This is a genomic window from Streptomyces sp. NPDC048248 (assembly GCF_043201875.1).
Taxonomy (GTDB): domain Bacteria; phylum Actinomycetota; class Actinomycetes; order Streptomycetales; family Streptomycetaceae; genus Streptomyces.
Genome location: NZ_JBICZL010000008.1, coordinates 167592 through 183622, shown reverse-complemented (window position 1 = coordinate 183622; position 16031 = coordinate 167592). Strand labels below are relative to the sequence as shown.

General features: G+C 70.8%; 15 protein-coding genes and 1 tRNA gene. 12 read left to right on the top strand and 4 right to left on the bottom strand.

From position 1 onward, the window contains the following. The first annotated feature begins 67 nt into the window (after positions 1-67). From argJ to ACGFZW_RS18990, 4 genes are read left to right on the top strand one after another with little or no spacing between them, the layout of a single operon-like run. Positions 68-1219 (top strand): bifunctional glutamate N-acetyltransferase/amino-acid acetyltransferase ArgJ, encoded by a 1152-nt coding sequence (gene argJ / locus ACGFZW_RS19005; RefSeq protein ID WP_393894284.1) that lies wholly within the window; start codon positions 68-70, stop codon positions 1217-1219. Further along, complete coding sequence (gene argB, locus ACGFZW_RS19000; protein WP_393894283.1) at positions 1216-2133, top strand: acetylglutamate kinase; 918 nt, start codon at positions 1216-1218, stop codon at positions 2131-2133. The genes argJ and argB overlap by 4 nt, the downstream gene beginning before the upstream one ends. Continuing rightward, positions 2130-3347 (top strand): acetylornithine transaminase, encoded by a 1218-nt coding sequence (locus ACGFZW_RS18995; RefSeq protein WP_393894282.1) that lies wholly within the window; start codon positions 2130-2132, stop codon positions 3345-3347. The genes argB and ACGFZW_RS18995 overlap by 4 nt, the downstream gene beginning before the upstream one ends. A gap of 8 nt (positions 3348-3355) precedes the next feature. Next, positions 3356-3898 carry an arginine repressor gene (locus tag ACGFZW_RS18990; protein ID WP_393894281.1) on the top strand — a complete coding sequence of 181 codons (543 nt, stop codon included), beginning with the start codon at positions 3356-3358 and terminating at the stop codon, positions 3896-3898. A 126-nt stretch (positions 3899-4024) separates the two neighbouring features. On the opposite strand, the gene ACGFZW_RS18985 is transcribed toward ACGFZW_RS18990, so the two are convergent. Further along, positions 4025-4098, bottom strand: a tRNA-Pro gene (locus ACGFZW_RS18985). A 143-nt stretch (positions 4099-4241) separates the two neighbouring features. Here ACGFZW_RS18985 and ACGFZW_RS18980 point away from each other — a divergent pair. From ACGFZW_RS18980 to ACGFZW_RS18955, 6 genes are all read left to right on the top strand, one after another. Continuing rightward, a complete protein-coding gene (locus tag ACGFZW_RS18980; RefSeq protein WP_393894280.1) occupies positions 4242-4616 on the top strand; it encodes a DUF488 domain-containing protein in 375 nt (124 codons plus the stop codon). 117 nt (positions 4617-4733) lie between these two features. Beyond that, a complete protein-coding gene (locus tag ACGFZW_RS18975; protein WP_393894279.1) occupies positions 4734-5927 on the top strand; it encodes an argininosuccinate synthase in 1194 nt (397 codons plus the stop codon). 116 nt (positions 5928-6043) lie between these two features. Beyond that, positions 6044-7492, top strand: coding sequence for an argininosuccinate lyase (argH, locus tag ACGFZW_RS18970; RefSeq protein ID WP_393894278.1), 1449 nt, complete (start codon positions 6044-6046; stop codon positions 7490-7492). Between the two features lie 120 nt (positions 7493-7612). Next, the gene (locus ACGFZW_RS18965; protein ID WP_393894277.1) at positions 7613-8164 is read left to right on the top strand and encodes a TetR/AcrR family transcriptional regulator; all 552 of its coding nucleotides are present in this window, start codon (positions 7613-7615) and stop codon (positions 8162-8164) included. Beyond that, positions 8161-9786, top strand: a complete 1626-nt coding sequence (locus ACGFZW_RS18960) for an MFS transporter (protein ID WP_393894276.1) — start codon at positions 8161-8163, stop codon at positions 9784-9786. The genes ACGFZW_RS18965 and ACGFZW_RS18960 overlap by 4 nt, the downstream gene beginning before the upstream one ends. Positions 9787-10094: 308 nt before the next feature. Further along, entirely contained in the window at positions 10095-12065 is a 1971-nt protein-coding gene (locus ACGFZW_RS18955; RefSeq protein WP_393894275.1) for a bifunctional metallophosphatase/5'-nucleotidase, read from the top strand. 78 nt (positions 12066-12143) lie between these two features. Here the strand turns inward: ACGFZW_RS18955 and ACGFZW_RS18950 are convergent, their stop codons facing one another. Next, positions 12144-12815 carry a lysophospholipid acyltransferase family protein gene (locus ACGFZW_RS18950; RefSeq protein ID WP_393894518.1) on the bottom strand — a complete coding sequence of 224 codons (672 nt, stop codon included), beginning with the start codon at positions 12813-12815 and terminating at the stop codon, positions 12144-12146. 283 nt (positions 12816-13098) lie between these two features. On the opposite strand from ACGFZW_RS18950, the gene ACGFZW_RS18945 reads away from it, so the two are divergent. Next, the gene (locus ACGFZW_RS18945; protein ID WP_393894274.1) at positions 13099-14235 is read left to right on the top strand and encodes a glycerophosphodiester phosphodiesterase; all 1137 of its coding nucleotides are present in this window, start codon (positions 13099-13101) and stop codon (positions 14233-14235) included. A 315-nt stretch (positions 14236-14550) separates the two neighbouring features. Continuing rightward, positions 14551-15066, top strand: a complete 516-nt coding sequence (locus tag ACGFZW_RS18940; protein WP_393894273.1) for a GNAT family N-acetyltransferase — start codon at positions 14551-14553, stop codon at positions 15064-15066. Positions 15067-15137: 71 nt separating this feature from the next. On the opposite strand, the gene ACGFZW_RS18935 is transcribed toward ACGFZW_RS18940, so the two are convergent. Continuing rightward, positions 15138-15575, bottom strand: coding sequence for a hypothetical protein (locus ACGFZW_RS18935; protein ID WP_393894272.1), 438 nt, complete (start codon positions 15573-15575; stop codon positions 15138-15140). Further along, complete coding sequence (locus tag ACGFZW_RS18930; protein WP_393894271.1) at positions 15568-15936, bottom strand: hypothetical protein; 369 nt, start codon at positions 15934-15936, stop codon at positions 15568-15570. Before ACGFZW_RS18930 ends, ACGFZW_RS18935 begins: the two co-directional genes overlap by 8 nt. Positions 15937-16031: the final 95 nt, after the last annotated feature.

Sequence of the window (16031 nt, the reverse complement as noted above, 5' to 3'; positions counted from 1 at the left end):
TCGGGGAGCAAGGGGAGGCCGGCACGCCCACCAGGGGCGCGGCCGGGGTAGCGACGGAGGAGAAGCAGTGAGCGTCACGGCAGCACAGGGATTCACGGCGGCGGGTATCGCCGCCGGAATCAAGGAGAACGGAAACCCGGACCTCGCCCTCGTGGTGAACAACGGTCCGCGACAGGCCGCCGCCGGCGTCTTCACCTCCAACCGCGTCAAGGCCGCGCCGGTCGTCTGGTCCGAGCAGGTCCTCAAGGGCGGCCAGGTCTCCGCCGTCGTCCTCAACTCCGGTGGCGCGAACGCCTGTACCGGCCCCCTCGGCTTCCAGGACACCCACGCCACCGCCGAGAAGGTGGCCGAGGTACTGGGCCACAGCGCCGGCGAGGTGGCCGTCGCCTCCACCGGCCTGATCGGCCTGCGCCTGCCGATGGGCAAGCTGCTGCCGGGCGTGGAGCGGGCCGCGGCCGAACTGACCGAGCACGGCGGCGAGCGGGCCGCCATCGCGATCAAGACCACCGACAGCGTGCACAAGACGGCCGTCGCCGGCCAGGACGGCTGGACGGTCGGCGGGATGGCCAAGGGCGCGGGCATGCTCGCGCCGGGCCTTGCCACCATGCTGGTGGTGCTGACGACCGACGCCGACGTGCCGGCCGCCGAGCTCGACGCGGCGCTGCGCGCGGCCACCCGGACCACCTTCGACCGGATCGACTCCGACGGCTGCATGTCGACGAACGACACGGTGCTGCTGCTCGCGTCGGGCGCCTCCGGCGTCGTGCCGGACGGCGCCGCGTTCGCCGCAGCGGTCCGCACGGTCTGCGATGACCTCGCCCGGCAGCTGATCGGCGACGCCGAGGGCGCAAGCAAGGACATCCGCATCGAGGTCGTGGGCGCCGCGAGCGAGGACGACGCCGTTGAGGTGGGCCGCTCCATCGCCCGCAACAACCTCCTCAAGTGCGCCATCCACGGCGAGGACCCCAACTGGGGCCGGGTGCTCTCCGCCATCGGCACCACCTCCGCCGTCTTCGAGCCCGACCAGCTGAACGTCGCCATCAACGACGTATGGGTGTGCAAGAACGGCTCCGTGGGCGAGGACCGCGACCTGGTCGACATGCGCTACCGGGAGGTGCGGATCACCGCCGACCTCTCCGCCGGCGCCGAGTCCGCGGTCATCTGGGCCAACGACCTCACCGCCGACTACGTCCACGAGAACAGCGCGTACTCCTCATGAGCACCCGTAAGCACACCGCGCTCCCCAAGGCCCGCACCCTCATCGAGGCGCTGCCCTGGCTGACCCGGCATCACGGCAAGACCGTCGTCATCAAGTTCGGCGGCAACGCGATGATCGACGAGGAGCTCAAGAGCGCCTTCGCACAGGACGTCGTCTTCCTGCGGCACGCCGGGCTGCGCCCGGTCGTCGTGCACGGCGGCGGCCCCCAGATCAACGCGCAGCTCGATCTGCTCGGCCTGGAGTCGGAGTTCAAGGCCGGTCTGCGGGTCACCACGCCCGAGGCGATGAACGTCGTCCGGATGGTGCTCGCCGGCCAGGTGCAGCGCGAACTGGTCGGGCTGCTCAACGAGCACGGCCCGCTCGCCGTCGGGATGACCGGCGAGGACGCCCACCTGATGACGGCGACCAAGCACTACGCCGAGATCGACGGCGAACGGGTGGACATCGGCCGGGTCGGTGAGATCACCTCGATCGACCCCGGCGCGGTGCACGCGCTCCTGGACGACGGCCGGATCCCGGTCATCTCCTCCATCGCCCGCAGCAGCGACGAGGGGGACGGCTCGGGCGTCTTCAACGTCAACGCCGACACCGCGGCGGCCGCCCTGGCCGCCGCGCTGGGCGCCGAGACGCTGATGGTCCTCACCGATGTCGAGGGTCTCTACGAGGACTGGCCCGACAGCGACGAAGTGATCTCCCGGCTGACCGCCACCGAACTGGAGAAGCTGCTGCCCGACCTGGCCAGCGGCATGGTGCCGAAGATGCGCGGCTGCCTGCACGCCGTCCGCAACGGCGTGCACACCGCCCGCGTGATCGACGGACGGGTCCAGCACTCGATCCTGCTGGAGATTTTCACGGACGAGGGAATCGGCACGATGGTCGTGCCGGACAGCAACACGATCGAGGGGGCGACATGAGCGAGCCGATGACCAACGCGGGCCTCAGCGGGCGCTGGCAGAGCACCATGATGGACAACTTCGGCACGCCCCGCGTCCCGTTGGTGCGCGGCGAGGGCGTCAAGGTCTGGGACGCCGACGGCAACGAATATCTCGACTTCCTCGGCGGCATCGCGGTCAACGCGCTCGGCCACGCCCACCCCGCGGTGGTCCGCGCCGTCTCCGACCAGGTGGCCACCCTCGGCCATGTCTCCAACCTCTTCGTCACCGAGCCCACCGTGGCGCTGGCGGAGCGGCTGATCGCGCTGGCCGGACGCCCGGGCCGGGTGTACTTCTCCAACTCCGGCGCCGAGGCCAACGAAGCCGCCTTCAAGATCGGCCGGCTGACCGGCCGCACGCACATGGTCTCCACGGCGGGCGGCTTCCACGGCCGCACCATGGGCGCCCTCGCCCTGACCGGACAGCCCGCCAAACAGGCACCGTTCGCCCCCCTCCCGGGCGACGTCAGCTACGTCCCGTACGGGGACGCCGACGCCCTGCGCGCCGCCGTCACCACCGACACCGCGTTCGTCATCCTGGAGCCCGTGCAGGGCGAGAACGGCGTCATCGTGCCGCCGCCCGGCTACCTCCGGGCGGCCCGCGAGATCACCGCCGCCACCGGCACGCTGCTCGTCCTGGACGAGATCCAGACCGGCATCGGCAGGACAGGGCACTGGCTCGAGTCGCAGGCACAGGGCGTCGAGGCCGACGTCATCACCCTCGCCAAGGGCCTGGGCGGCGGCCTCCCGATCGGCGCGACGCTGGCGTTCGGCCCGGCCGCCGACCTGCTCACGCCCGGCTCGCACGGCTCGACGTTCAGCGGCAACCCGGTCGTCTGCGCCGGCGCCCTCGCCGTCCTCGACACCATCGAGGCCGACGGGCTCCTCGACCACGTCAAGCGCGTCGGCGAGCGGCTGCGCAGCGGAATCGAGGCTCTCGGGCACCCGTTGGTCGGCCAGGTCCGCGGCGCGGGACTGCTCCTGGGTATCGTCTTGACCGAGCCGCTGGCGCCCCGGGCGCAGCAGGCGGCTCAGGACGCGGGTCTCCTGGTGAACGCGGTCGCGCCGGACGTCGTCCGGCTCGCGCCGCCGCTGATCGTCTCGGACGACGAGGCGGACACGTTCCTCCGGAAGCTCCCCGCCGTCCTCGACACGGCCCTCGAAGGGGCCCACGGGGAACAACGATCCGGAGACTGACGACAACGATGACCGAGCCGCAGGAGAACGAGTCGCTGAACGGCGGCCAGGCCGTACCGCAGACCCGCACCGCCCGCCACCGCCGGATCGTGGACATCCTCAACCGGCAGGCGGTCCGCTCCCAGAGCCAGCTCGCCAAGCTGCTCGCCGATGACGGGCTGTCCGTCACCCAGGCGACGCTCTCCCGGGACCTGGACGAACTCGGCGCCGTGAAGATCCGCAACACCGGTGGTGAGCTGATCTACGCGGTGCCCAGCGAGGGCGGCGACCGCAAGCCGCGGGCGCCGCTGGGGGAGTCGGCCAAGGAGGAGCGGATGCGCCGGCTCTCCGGCGAGCTGCTCATCTCGGCCGAGGCGTCGGCCAATCTCGTCGTCCTGCGCACGCCGCCGGGGGCCGCACAGTTCCTGGCCTCGGCCATCGACCAGGCCGAACTGCACGACATCCTCGGCACCATCGCGGGCGACGACACGCTGATGCTCATCAGCCGCGACCCCGCGGGCGGCCAGGCGCTCGCGGATCATCTGCTGCGACTGGCGCAGAAGGCGCACTAGGGGAGCCGGGGGAGCGGCGTACGAGCACCGTGCGCCGCCCGCCCGGCTCCTGCACGTCCCCACACACCCACGGAAAAAGCCCGCTGACCAGGAGAATCATCTCCCTGTCAGCGGGCTTTCGCACCGTCGGGACGACAGGATTTGAACCTGCGACCCCTTGACCCCCAGTCAAGTGCGCTACCAAGCTGCGCCACGTCCCGGTGCTCGTACCGACCGGAATTCTCCCGGCCGGGGCGTGCAGAAGAAAAATACCCTGTCCTGGCCCCTGAATCCAAAGCGGGTCCCCCTGAGCCCGTTTCCCGGCCCTGCGGCGGGGGCCGCGCTTCCGTGCTTCGATGAAGGTATGGCCGATATGTCCCGGGGGAATGTGCGGGTGCGCCGGGTGTACGACGCCGTGGAGCCGTCGGACGGCGCCCGGGTGCTGATCGACCGGCTGTGGCCGCGTGGGCTGTCCAAGGCGGACGCGCGGCTCACCGAGTGGTGCAAGGACGTGGCTCCTTCCACGGAGCTGCGCCGCTGGTACGACCACCGCGAGGAGCGGTACGAGGAGTTCGCGACTCGTTACCGGGCGGAGCTGGCAGCTCCGCAGGCGCGGGCCGCGCTCGACGGCCTTCGGAAGCTGGCGGCGGACGGCCCGCTGACGCTCCTGACGGCCACGAAGGAGACGGCGTACAGCCATGCGTCCGTCCTTCTCGACGGTCTGAGCGAGGACTCCTGAGGGCGCGCGACACTCCGTCGAACCGCCGCTGACCTGCGCTTTCCCGGTGGCGTTGACGAACCATACGGTGGAGTGCATACTTATACCCATCAGCGTATGCATCGTAAGGAGAAACCCGTGACCGAGCGCGTCGTACTCGCCTACTCGGGCGGCCTGGACACCTCTGTCTGTATCGGCTGGATCGCCGAGGAGACGGGCGCCGAGGTCATCGCCGTTGCCGTGGACGTCGGCCAGGGCGGCGAGGACCTGGACGTCATCCGCAAGCGCGCCCTCGCCTGCGGCGCCGTCGAGGCCGAGGTCGCGGACGCCAAGGACGAATTCGCCGACGAGTACTGCCTCCCGGCGATCCAGGCCAACGCCCTTTACATGGACCGCTACCCGCTGGTCTCCGCGCTGTCGCGGCCGACCATCGTCAAGCACCTGGTGGCAGCGGCCAAGAAGCACGGCGCCACCACCGTCGCCCACGGCTGCACCGGCAAGGGCAACGACCAGGTCCGCTTCGAGGCCGGCATCTCCTCCCTCGCCCCCGACCTGAAGTGCATCGCCCCGGTCCGCGACTACGCGATGACCCGGGACAAGGCCATCGCCTTCTGCGAGGAGAAGAACCTCCCGATCGCGACCACCAAGAAGTCGCCGTACTCCATCGACCAGAACGTCTTCGGGCGTGCCGTCGAGACCGGCTTCCTGGAGGACATCTGGAACGGGCCGATCGAGGACGTCTACGAGTACACCGAGAACCCGGCCATCGCGCGGGAGGCCGACGAGGTCATCATCTCCTTCAAGGAGGGTGTCCCGGTCGCCATCGACGGCAAGCCCGTCACCGTCCTGCAGGCCATCCAGCAGCTCAACGAGCGCGCCGGCGCCCAGGGCATCGGCCGGATCGACATGGTCGAGGACCGCCTGGTCGGCATCAAGTCCCGCGAGGTGTACGAGGCGCCCGGCGCCATCGCGCTGATCACCGCGCACCAGGAGCTGGAGAACGTCACCGTCGAGCGCGAGCTGGCCCGCTACAAGCGGCAGGTCGAGCAGCGCTGGGGCGAGCTGGTCTACGACGGTCTGTGGTTCTCGCCGCTCAAGCGCGCCCTCGACGGCTTCATCGCCGAGGCCAACCAGCAGGTCACCGGCGACATCCGGATGACCATGCACGGTGGTCGCGCGGTCGTCACCGGCCGGAAGTCCGACAAGTCGCTGTACGACTTCAACCTGGCGACGTACGACACCGGCGACACCTTCGACCAGTCGCTCTCCAAGGGCTTCATCGAGCTCTTCGGAATGTCGAGCAAGATCGCGGCGAAGCGCGACCAGGCCTGAGCCCTCAGGCTCGGTAGCCTCACTTTACGAACGCCGCCTCCCCGCCCTCGTGGCGGGGAGGCGGTGCAGGTCCGGGCACGCCCCGGAAGACCCCGTCACAGCCTTGAGGAGCAGCAGTGAGCAACGGCGCCGATCCGACGAAGAAGAGTTCCGGCGACGTCCGGCTCTGGGGCGGCCGTTTCGCCGACGGGCCGGCGGAGGCGCTGGCCCAGCTGTCGGCCTCGGTCCACTTCGACTGGCGGCTCGCGCCGTACGACATCGCCGGCTCCCGCGCCCACGCCCGGGTGCTGCACACCGCCGGTCTCCTCACCGCCGACGAGCTGGAGCGGATGCTGGCCGGCCTCGACCGGCTCGAAGCCGATGTGGCGGACGGCTCCTTCACGGGCACCGTCGCCGACGAGGACGTGCACACCGCCCTGGAGCGCGGTCTGCTGGAGCGTCTCGGCGCGGACCTCGGCGGCAAGCTGCGGGCCGGCCGGTCGCGCAACGACCAGGTCGCCACCCTCTTCCGGATGTATCTGCGCGACCACGCCCGGATCATCGGCGGGCTGATCGCCGACCTCCAGGAGGCGCTCGTCGGCCTTGCCGAGACCCACCCGGACGTCGCGATGCCGGGTCGCACCCACCTCCAGCACGCCCAGCCCGTGCTCTTCGCCCACCACGTCCTGGCGCATGCGCAGTCGCTGTCGCGGGACGCGGAGCGGCTGCGTCAGTGGGACGAGCGCACCGCCGTCTCGCCGTACGGCTCCGGCGCGCTGGCGGGCTCCTCGCTCGGCCTCGACCCGGAGGCGGTGGCCGCGGATCTCGGGTTCGAGCACGGCTCGGCCGGGAACTCCATCGACGGCACGGCCTCGCGTGACTTCGTCGCGGAGTTCGCCTTCATCACCGCGATGATCGGCGTCAACCTCTCCCGGATCGCGGAGGAGGTCATCATCTGGAACACGAAGGAGTTCTCCTTCGTGACCCTGCACGACGCCTTCTCCACCGGCTCGTCGATCATGCCGCAGAAGAAGAACCCGGACATCGCCGAGCTGGCGCGCGGCAAGTCGGGCCGCCTGATCGGCAACCTGACGGGCCTCATGGCCACGCTCAAGGCGCTGCCGCTCGCGTACAACCGCGACCTGCAGGAGGACAAGGAGCCGGTCTTCGACTCCTGTGACCAACTGGAGGTTCTGCTTCCGGCGTTCACCGGCATGATGGCCACGCTGACCGTCAACCGTGAGCGCATGGAGGAGCTGGCCCCGGCCGGCTTCTCACTGGCCACCGACATCGCGGAGTGGCTGGTCAAGCAGGGTGTGCCGTTCCGGGTGGCGCACGAGGTCGCGGGCGAGTGCGTCAAGGAGTGCGAGGCGCACGGCATCGAGCTGGACCAGCTCACCGATGAGCAGTTCGCCAAGATCTCGCCCCACCTGACTCCCGAGGTCCGTACGGTCCTCAACGTCCCCGGCGCGCTTGCCTCGCGCAACGGGCGCGGCGGCACCGCCCCTTCGGCGGTGGCCGTCCAGCTCGCCGAGGTGCGGGCCGACCTGGTGACGCAGCAGACCTGGGCAGCGGCCAAGAAGTGACGCGAACCGCCGACGCGCGGTGACCGGCGGCCCCCATCCGTAAGGGTGGGGGCCGCTGTCATATGCCGTGATCCAAAAAAAGGTGAGACATTCATGTCTCATTCGGTTAGCCTGTGTCTCATGGCCGTCGATCGTGAACAGGTGCTCAGGAAAGCCGCCGCCCTGCTGGCTCGCAGGGCGACGACATCGATGGACGACATCGCCCGCGCCGCCGGCATCAGCCGCGCGACTCTGCACCGGCACTTCGCCGGCCGGGACGCGCTGATCCGGGCCCTGGAGGAGCTGGGAATCGCACAGTTCGCCCAGGCGATGGACGCGGCCGGGCTCGACGACGGCAACGCCTCCGACGCCCTGCGCCGGCTGATCACCGAGGCCGAACCGGTCGCCGCGGTGCTGGCCTTCCTCTTCACCGAGAACCAGCTCTTCGAGGGCGCCGAGGTCAACGCCGGCTGGGCCCGGCTGGACGCCAGGATCACGGCCCTCTTCCGGCGCGGCCAGGAGGAGGGCGACTTCCGTATCGACCTCAGCTCGGCCTGGCTCACCGAGGCGCTCTACGGCCTCATCGGCGCCGGCTCCTGGGCCGTGCAGGAGGGGCGCGTCGCCCGCAACGACCTCAACCACTCGATCGCCGAGCTGCTGCTCGGCGGCATCCGACGGAGCATGGAGAAATGAGCGAGACCATAGCGTCAGGGCCGGTGGGTTCGGGCCATGTGGACGATCAACCGCGCCCGGGCCGTTGGCTCGCCCTCGCCGTCCTCGTCCTGGCCGTCCTGCTCGTCGGCGTCGACGTCACCGTCCTCGGTCTGGCCACGCCGTTCCTCAGCGAGGATCTGCAGCCCTCGGGGGCCCAGCTGCTGTGGATCGGTGACATCTACTCCTTCGTCATCGCCGGGCTGCTGGTCTCCATGGGCGGTCTCGGCGACCGGATCGGCCGCAAGAAGCTGCTGCTGGTGGGCTCCACCGCGTTCGGCGCGGTATCGGTGCTGTGCGCCTACGCCACCAGCCCGGAGATGATGATCGCCGCCCGCGCCCTGCTGGGCGTGGCCGGTGCGACGCTGATGCCGTCCACCCTCGCGCTGATCCGCAACCTCTTCCACGACCCCAAGGAGCGCAGCCTCGCGGTCGGCATCTGGGGCGCGATGGCTTCGGCCGGCACCGCCGTCGGCCCGGTCCTCGGCGGCTTCCTCCTGGGCCACTTCTGGTGGGGTTCGGTCTTCCTGATCAACCTGCCGGTGATGGCGCTGTTGGTGGTCGTCGGTGCCAAGGTCATCCCGGAGTCCCGCAGGTCCGATCCCGGCCCCTGGGACCTCCCCAGCGTGCTGTTGTCGCTGGTGGGCATCATCGCCGTCGTCTACGCCATCAAGGAAGTAGCCGTCCACGGCTACCGCTGGGACATCGCGCTGTCGGCCGTCGTCGGCGTCGCGGCACTCGTGTGGTTCGTCCGCCGGCAGCTCACGCTCAGCTCGCCGCTGCTGAACATGAAGCTCTTCCACCACCGGGGCTTCTCCGGGGCGGTCCTGGCCGACCTGCTGACCATCCTGGGCCTCTCCGGACTGGTCTTCTTCCTCTCCCAGTTCCTCCAGATGGTCCAGCTGCGCTCACCGCTGGACGCCGGGCTGACCGAACTTCCCGCCGCCGTCGGCGCGGTGGGAGCGGGCCTCGCCGCCGGTTATGTCGCCCGGCGCCTGTCCGTGCGGATCGTGGTCTCCGGCGGCCTCGCGGTGGTCGGCCTCTCCCTCGCCGGCTGTATGACCCTGCACGCCGACACCGGCACCTTCGCGCTGGGCACGATCCTCTTCGTCGTCGGAATCGGCGCCGGATTCTCCTTCACCGTCACCGCCGATGTGATCCTCTCCAGTGTCCCCAAGGAAGAGGCGGGCGCCGCCTCCGGGGTCTCCGAGACGGCCTACGAGCTGGGCGCCGCGCTCGGCATCGCGCTGCTCGGGTCCATCGTCACCGGCATCTACCGCGGCTTCACGGTGCCGCCGGGGCTGTCCCCGGAGGCCACGGAAGCCGCCCGTGAGTCGCTCGGCGGAGCCTTCGAGCAGGCCGAGGAGCTCCCCGGCGCCCAGGGCCAGATGCTGATCAAGGCCGCCCAGGACTCCTTCGTCGACGGGCTGGACATCGCGGCCGGTGTGGCCGCGGTGATCCTGCTGTCCGCCGCGGTGGCCGCCTGGTTCCTGCTGCGCGGCCAGGAACTGGGCACCAGCCGGCCGAAGCCGGCCGGCGAGCCGGAGTCCGGAGCGTCGGCCGAGTCCGGCTCCGCGGCCGGCGGCCCCTCGACGCGCCCGTAGCCCACCTGGCGGAACGCACACCGCCGCTCCCGCAACGCCGCGGTGCTCTCCGGGGCAGGAGGCGCGCCCCCCTCCCGTGCGGCTGCCTGGCGGGCGAACGAGGGACAGCACCGGCCTGCTGAGCGCGAGCTGGCGTGTCCTGTGGATCAAGACGGCGGGCAGCGGCAATGATCCACGGGACACGCCCCGGGGGCGACCGTCCCCGTCCGTTCACGCCCGGTACCCGCCCAGGTGGCCCGGCGTCTCGCGCGGCGCGCAAGACTCTCCCGTCGTCCCCCTTCGGCCGGCCCGCTCAGGAGAGTGACGCAGTGCGAGACATCGGACGACGCTTCTTCTTCACCGCGGCGGGGGCCATGGCCACCGCCAGCGCGATCGGCAGCAACGCCTACGCCACCGGACACGCCCGCGACGCGGCCACCGCCGACGAATACGTCGACGTCCAACTGCTCAACATCACCGACCTGCACGGCTATCTCCAGGGCGCACCCGGCGGCAACGCGGTCATCACCGGGGCCGGGGGCAAGACCTACACCGTGGGCGGGGTCGCCTACATGGCCACCCACCTCGAACGACTGCGGACCGGCCGGCGCAACTCCCTGTTCTTCGCCCCCGGAGACCTCTTCTCCGGCTGGGAGTTCGACGCCTCCTCCTTCGCCGACGAGCCCACCATCGAGGCGCTCAACGCCATGGGGCTGGACTTCGCCTCGGCCGGCAACCACGAGTTCGACAAGTCCGCCACCTTCCTCACCTCCCACATGGAGGACGGCGAACCCTTCCCGGTGGTTGACCGGGACGACGCCTTCGCCGACTCCACCGGACGCCGCTTCCACGGCGCGGACTTCCCCTACTACAGCGCCAACATGGTGTGGCGCTCGACCGGCAAGACCGTGCTCCCGCCGTACAACATCGCGTACGTGGACGCCGGGGGCGGCCGGCGGCTGCCCATCGGGTTCATCCATCTGACCGCCATCGGCAGCGAGTCCTTTCCCGGCTCCTACCAGCCGGGGCTGCGCACCCTGGACGAGGTGGAGACCGCCAACCGCTGCGCCGCGGAACTGAAGTCACGCGGGGTCAACGCGATCGTGCTCAGCATGCACGACGGCGCGGTCGCCGGCAGCGACTTCTCCAGCGGCACCAACCCCTCGGGACCCGCCTACGAGCTGGCCCTGCGCGTCACCCCCGACATCGACGCGATCGTCACCGGCCACTGGCACAAGGCGTTCACGATGATGGTGCCCGACCCCAAGGGCAACCCCCGCCCGTTCGTCGAGGCCGGCTGCTACGGCCAGATCGTCAACGAGATCAATCTGCGCCTCGACCCCGTCACCGGCGAGGTGATCCGGCCCCTGACCACCGCCACCAACCACCCCAACACCCGGGATGTGGCACCGCACGCCGGGCTCCGGTCGATCGCCGACTACTGGGCGGGCTACGCCACCCGGCGCGCCCGCGCCCCGATCGGCAAGCAGAGCGCCTCCTTCACCCGGCGGCGCAATGCCGCGGGGGAGAGCACCATGGGCGACCTGGTGGCCGACTGGGCGCTGTGGGCGGGCAGGCAGCCCGCCGATGCGATGGCCGACCCCGGAAGCGATCCGGGCGCCCCGGCGGATCTCGCCGTCATCGCCGTGGCGCCGCGCGTCGGCCAGGCCGTGATCGCCGCGGACCTCGTGCACGACGGGGCGACGGGCGGCACCGTCACCTTGGGGCAGGCATGGCACGCGGTCGGCTTCGGCGACCCGATCCTGACCGTGACGGTCACCGGTGCGCAGATCCACGACGCCTTGGAGGAGCAGTGGGCGCCGACCGCGGGCGGCGGGCTCGGCTTCGCGCCCCTGGCCGTCTCCGCCAACGTCCGCTACACGTTCGACGCGTCGGGTCCGGTCGGACGGCGGGTCGACCCCGCCGATGTGTACATCAACGGCACCGCACTCGACCCGGCCCGCAGATACCGCCTCGCGGCCCCCTCGTACACCCTCATCAACCAGGACGGCTTCAGCGCCTTCACCGGGTTCACCGCGGCCGTCAGGCACCAGCGGGACTACGAGAGCTTCGTGGCGTTCGTCCGCGCGCAGCGGCAGCTGGCGCCCGCGCCGCTGAACCGGGTGGCGGTCAAGAACGCGGACGCGCCCGGCGCCCGGGCCGGCTCCGTCGTCGAACGGCTCCAGATGCTCCAGCCCGACGGCAGCGAGGTGCCGCGTCCCGAGGCGGCACTGCGCAGGGCGTCGACCGCGGGCCCCGAGGGGCAGCGCGCCCACCGTGGGATCCGGGTGCCCTGCTGATCCGCACCGCCGAGGCAACGAAACGGCCGGGCCCCGTCCGACGAACGGACGGGGCCCGGCTGCTGCGGTAAGGGGAGGTCAGGCGGCGGCCCTGGCCTTGGTGGCGTAGATGTCGACGTACTCCTGACCGGACAGCTCCATGACGTCGCTCATCACCTCGTCGGTGACGGCCCGCAGGACGTAACGGTCGCGGTCCATGCCGTCGTAGCGGGAGAAGTCCAGCGCCTCACCGAAGCGGACCGTCACCGGGGCGACGCGCGGCAGGCCCTTGCCGCCGGGCTGCACCTTGTCCGTGCCGATCATCGCGAACGGTACGACCGGCGCGCCGGTCATCAGCGCCAGCCGGGCGATGCCGGTACGGCCGCGGTAGAGCCGGCCGTCGGGGGAGCGGGTGCCCTCGGGGTAGATGCCGAAGACCCGGCCCTCCTCCAGGATGCGGCGGCCCGTCATCAGGGCGGCGACACCACCGTGGCCGCCGTCGCGGTCCACCGGGATCATGCCGGAACTGGTGAAGAACCAGGCCATCAGCCGGCCCTTGAGGCCCGTGCCGGTGACGTACTCGTCCTTGCCGATGAAGAACACCGGGCGCTTGACGATCAGTCCGAGGAAGAGCGAGTCGATGAACGTGACGTGGTTACCGGCGAGGATCACCGGCCCACTGCCCGGGATGCGCTCCATGCCCTCCACCTTCGGGCGGTACAGGACACGCATGACGAATCCGAGAATCGCCTTCAGCACAATGCGGGACAACGGGCCCTCCGGGTCGTGGGTGGTCAGATCGAGCAAGCGCAGAGTTTCTGCAGCCCAGGACGATACTCGCGGGTTGTCCCGCCTCGCACGTCGGGTTCACACGGTCGATACGCAGAGTTGACGCGTGTTACCTCCATCTTCTCCCGGAAGTCGTCCCGCGTCTCCCCGACGCGGCCCGTCCGTGCCTACGATCACCCCGTCCCGTTGACAGGTGCGGGACACATGCGAATCACCTGGAATGACCGGACATACTCCCGGACACCTCACAGCAAGGAGCACGGGCATGCAGAAGCGGCAGCAGCCGGGACGGCGCACGGTGCTGGGAGCGGCGGCACTCGGCGCGGGCGCGGCGGTACTGGGCGGAGCCGGCCGCGCGAGCGCCGGCGAACGGGGCGGCCGGGGCCACGAGCTGCCGGTGCCGCTCGTCGTCGGCCACCGCGGCGCCAGCGGCTACCGGCCCGAGCACACCTTCGGCTCCTACCAACTCGCCCTGGACATGGGCGCGGACGTCATCGAACAGGACCTCGTACCCACCAAGGACGGGCACCTGGTCTGCCGCCACGAGAACGACATCACCGCCACCACCGATGTCTCGGCGCATCCCGAGTTCGCGGACCGCAGGACGACCAAGACCGTCGACGGCGTGAAGCTCACCGGCTGGTTCACCGAGGACTTCACCCTCGCCGAGATCAAGACCCTGCGGGCCAAGGAGCGCATTCCGGGCACCCGGCAGCACAACACCCTCTACGACGGCCGGTGGGAGGTCCCCTCCTTCGAGGAGGTGCTGCAGTGGGCCGAACGCGAGGGCCGCAAGCGGGGCCGCCGTGTCTGGCTGCACATCGAGACCAAGCACCCCACCTACTTCCGCAAGCTGGGCCTCGGCCTGGAGGAGCGGGTGGCGAAGGCGCTGCGTGCGCACGGACGGCACAAGAAGAACTCCCCGAACTTCCTGCAGTCCTTCGAGCCGGACAGCATCCAGCGGCTGGACCGGCTGGTCGACTGCCCCAAGGTCGTCCTGCTCTCCACGCTCACCAGCAGGCCCTGGGACTTCGTCGAGGCCGGTGACCCGCGCACGGTCGCCGATCTGGTCACGCCCGAGGGCCTGAAGTGGATCGCCGGCTTCGCCCAGGGCATCGGCCCCGACCTCACGGTGATCATCCCGCGCGACAAGGACGGCAAGCTGGGCGAGCCCACCTCCGTCGTCGCCGACGCCCATGCCGCCGGGCTGGTCCTGCACCCGTACACCGTCCGCAACGAGAACACCTTCCTGCCGGCCGACCACCGCCGCGGCACCGACCCGAACGCCTACGGCGACGCCCTGGGCGTCTTCAAGGCCTACCTCGCCACCGGCATCGACGGCCTCTTCTCCGACAACCCCGACACCGCGCTGCTGGCGGCCGCGGAGTTCCGCAGGGGCTGACCACCTCGACCGCGTCGAGGGCCCCACCACCCCCGGACCGGCGCCCGCTCCTCCTGTCTTCTCATCTGAGTTGGGAATGTCACAGGAGAGCAGGGGGCCGGTCCGTTCCCCTTGTCCCGAATGCCTGCGCAGAATGCTCGCGGCAAAGATTGCCGCTGCACGAATCCGGGGACTGACGGAGGAGCGGTGGCAGTCCTGCCACGGCGGCGGCGTGACACCCATGGCGCCGTCGGTCAGGGCACACAGCTCCGGGCGCGGCACCCTCCACCCTCAGCGGGCCCGGACCAGCGAACCGAAAAGGGGAGGCATACGCGCATGGGCACGAGCGTGACCATCTCTGCGGCGACCGACCAGGACGCCGAGCAGATCCTCAAACTCCAGTACCTCTGCTATCAGCAGGAAGCCGCGCTGTACGACGACTACGGCATCGAGCCGCTCACCCAGAGCCTGGACGCCCTGCGCGCCGAACTCGGCGAGGGCTGCGTCGTGGTGGCACGGCTCGGCGAGGAGGTGGTCGGGTCGGTGCGCGGCACGGTCGACGCGGACGGCACCGCCGCCATAGCCAAGCTCATCGTGCACCCCCGGCTGCAGCGCCACGGACTCGGCGGCCGGCTGCTCGCCGCGGTCGAGGAGCGGCTGACGGCCGAGCGGTCGGCCAAGCGCTTCCGCCTCTTCACCGGCCACCGCAGCGAGGGCAATCTGCGCCTCTACCGCAGCCGCGGCTACGCGCCGATCGGCACCGAGCAGGTATCCCGCCGGCTGAGCCTGATCACCCTGGAGAAGGAGCTGGTGGCGAAGGAGCCCGCCGAGGTGTTCGTGGCCGGGGCGTAGCGACGAGGTGACGGGCCCGCGGTGTGCCGCCGGGCCCGTCCGTAGATTCCGCGCCCCGCGGGGCGCGGCGGCTACGCCGACCGGCCCCGGCGCAGCCAGATCAGACCGGTGACGGGCAGGAAGATCGGGATGAAGAGATAGCCCATGCCGTAGTCCGACCAGACGGTGGCATCGGGGAAGGCGGACGGGTCGAGCAGCGTCCAGGTGCCGATCCCCAGGACCCCGAGCAGCTCCAGCGCGCAGCAGGCGAATGCCGCCCTGCGGGCTCCTTCGCCGCCGCGCACCAACGAGAACGTGATGAAGCCGTAGACGGCCGCGGACACCGCGGACAGGCTGTAGGCCAGCGGCGCCCGGTCGAACTGTGCGATCAGCTGGTAGAGCGAGCGGGACGCGGCGGCGACGGTGAAGACGCCGTAGAGCGTGACCAGCAGGCGTCCCGGGCCGGTGCCGAGCGAACGCCTCGCCGGGGCCGTGCCGTCCGACGCGGTGGTCGTGGTGTTCTCAGGCACTGCCGCCTCCCCAGATGTCGAACAGCCGCACTTCCAGCACCGCCAGCACCACGGCCCCCGCCGCGACGGTGGCCGAACCCCAGCGGGTGCGCTCCGCGAGGGACATGAACCCGGTCGCGGGTACGCACGCGGCGGCGCCCAGGAGATAGGAAACGAAGATCGCGGTGCCCTGCTCCGGCGACTGGCCCCGCGCCAACTGCACGACAGCGATGACCAGTTGAACGAGGCCGAGCAGGGAAACGGCGGCCATGCCGATGAAGTGCCAGTCCTTCGTCGGCTGGTCGCGGTACGCGGCGAAGCCGCACCAGACGGCCAGGGCGAGAGCGGTCACCCCGACCACCATCGTCAGTGCGTCGATCACCGGGACCTCCGTGCGGCGTGGCTGCGCGCCGGGGAGTAGAGGGGCATGGGGCGACTTTAATCGGCGTCCGGAGGGCGGCTGCGCCCGGCCCCGTG

What these genes read in the sequence shown, in the direction of transcription:
- argB (WP_393894283.1), top strand. Translation starts at nt 1,216, where the DNA reads ATGAGCACCCGTAAGCACACCGCGCTCCCCAAGGCCCGCACCCTCATC.
- ACGFZW_RS18990 (WP_393894281.1), top strand. Translation starts at nt 3,356, where the DNA reads ATGACCGAGCCGCAGGAGAACGAGTCGCTGAACGGCGGCCAGGCCGTA.
- ACGFZW_RS18965 (WP_393894277.1), top strand. Translation starts at nt 7,613, where the DNA reads ATGGCCGTCGATCGTGAACAGGTGCTCAGGAAAGCCGCCGCCCTGCTG.
- ACGFZW_RS18980 (WP_393894280.1), top strand. Translation starts at nt 4,242, where the DNA reads ATGGCCGATATGTCCCGGGGGAATGTGCGGGTGCGCCGGGTGTACGAC.
- ACGFZW_RS18960 (WP_393894276.1), top strand. Translation starts at nt 8,161, where the DNA reads ATGAGCGAGACCATAGCGTCAGGGCCGGTGGGTTCGGGCCATGTGGAC.
- ACGFZW_RS18940 (WP_393894273.1), top strand. Translation starts at nt 14,551, where the DNA reads ATGGGCACGAGCGTGACCATCTCTGCGGCGACCGACCAGGACGCCGAG.
- ACGFZW_RS18945 (WP_393894274.1), top strand. Translation starts at nt 13,099, where the DNA reads ATGCAGAAGCGGCAGCAGCCGGGACGGCGCACGGTGCTGGGAGCGGCG.
- ACGFZW_RS18995 (WP_393894282.1), top strand. Translation starts at nt 2,130, where the DNA reads ATGAGCGAGCCGATGACCAACGCGGGCCTCAGCGGGCGCTGGCAGAGC.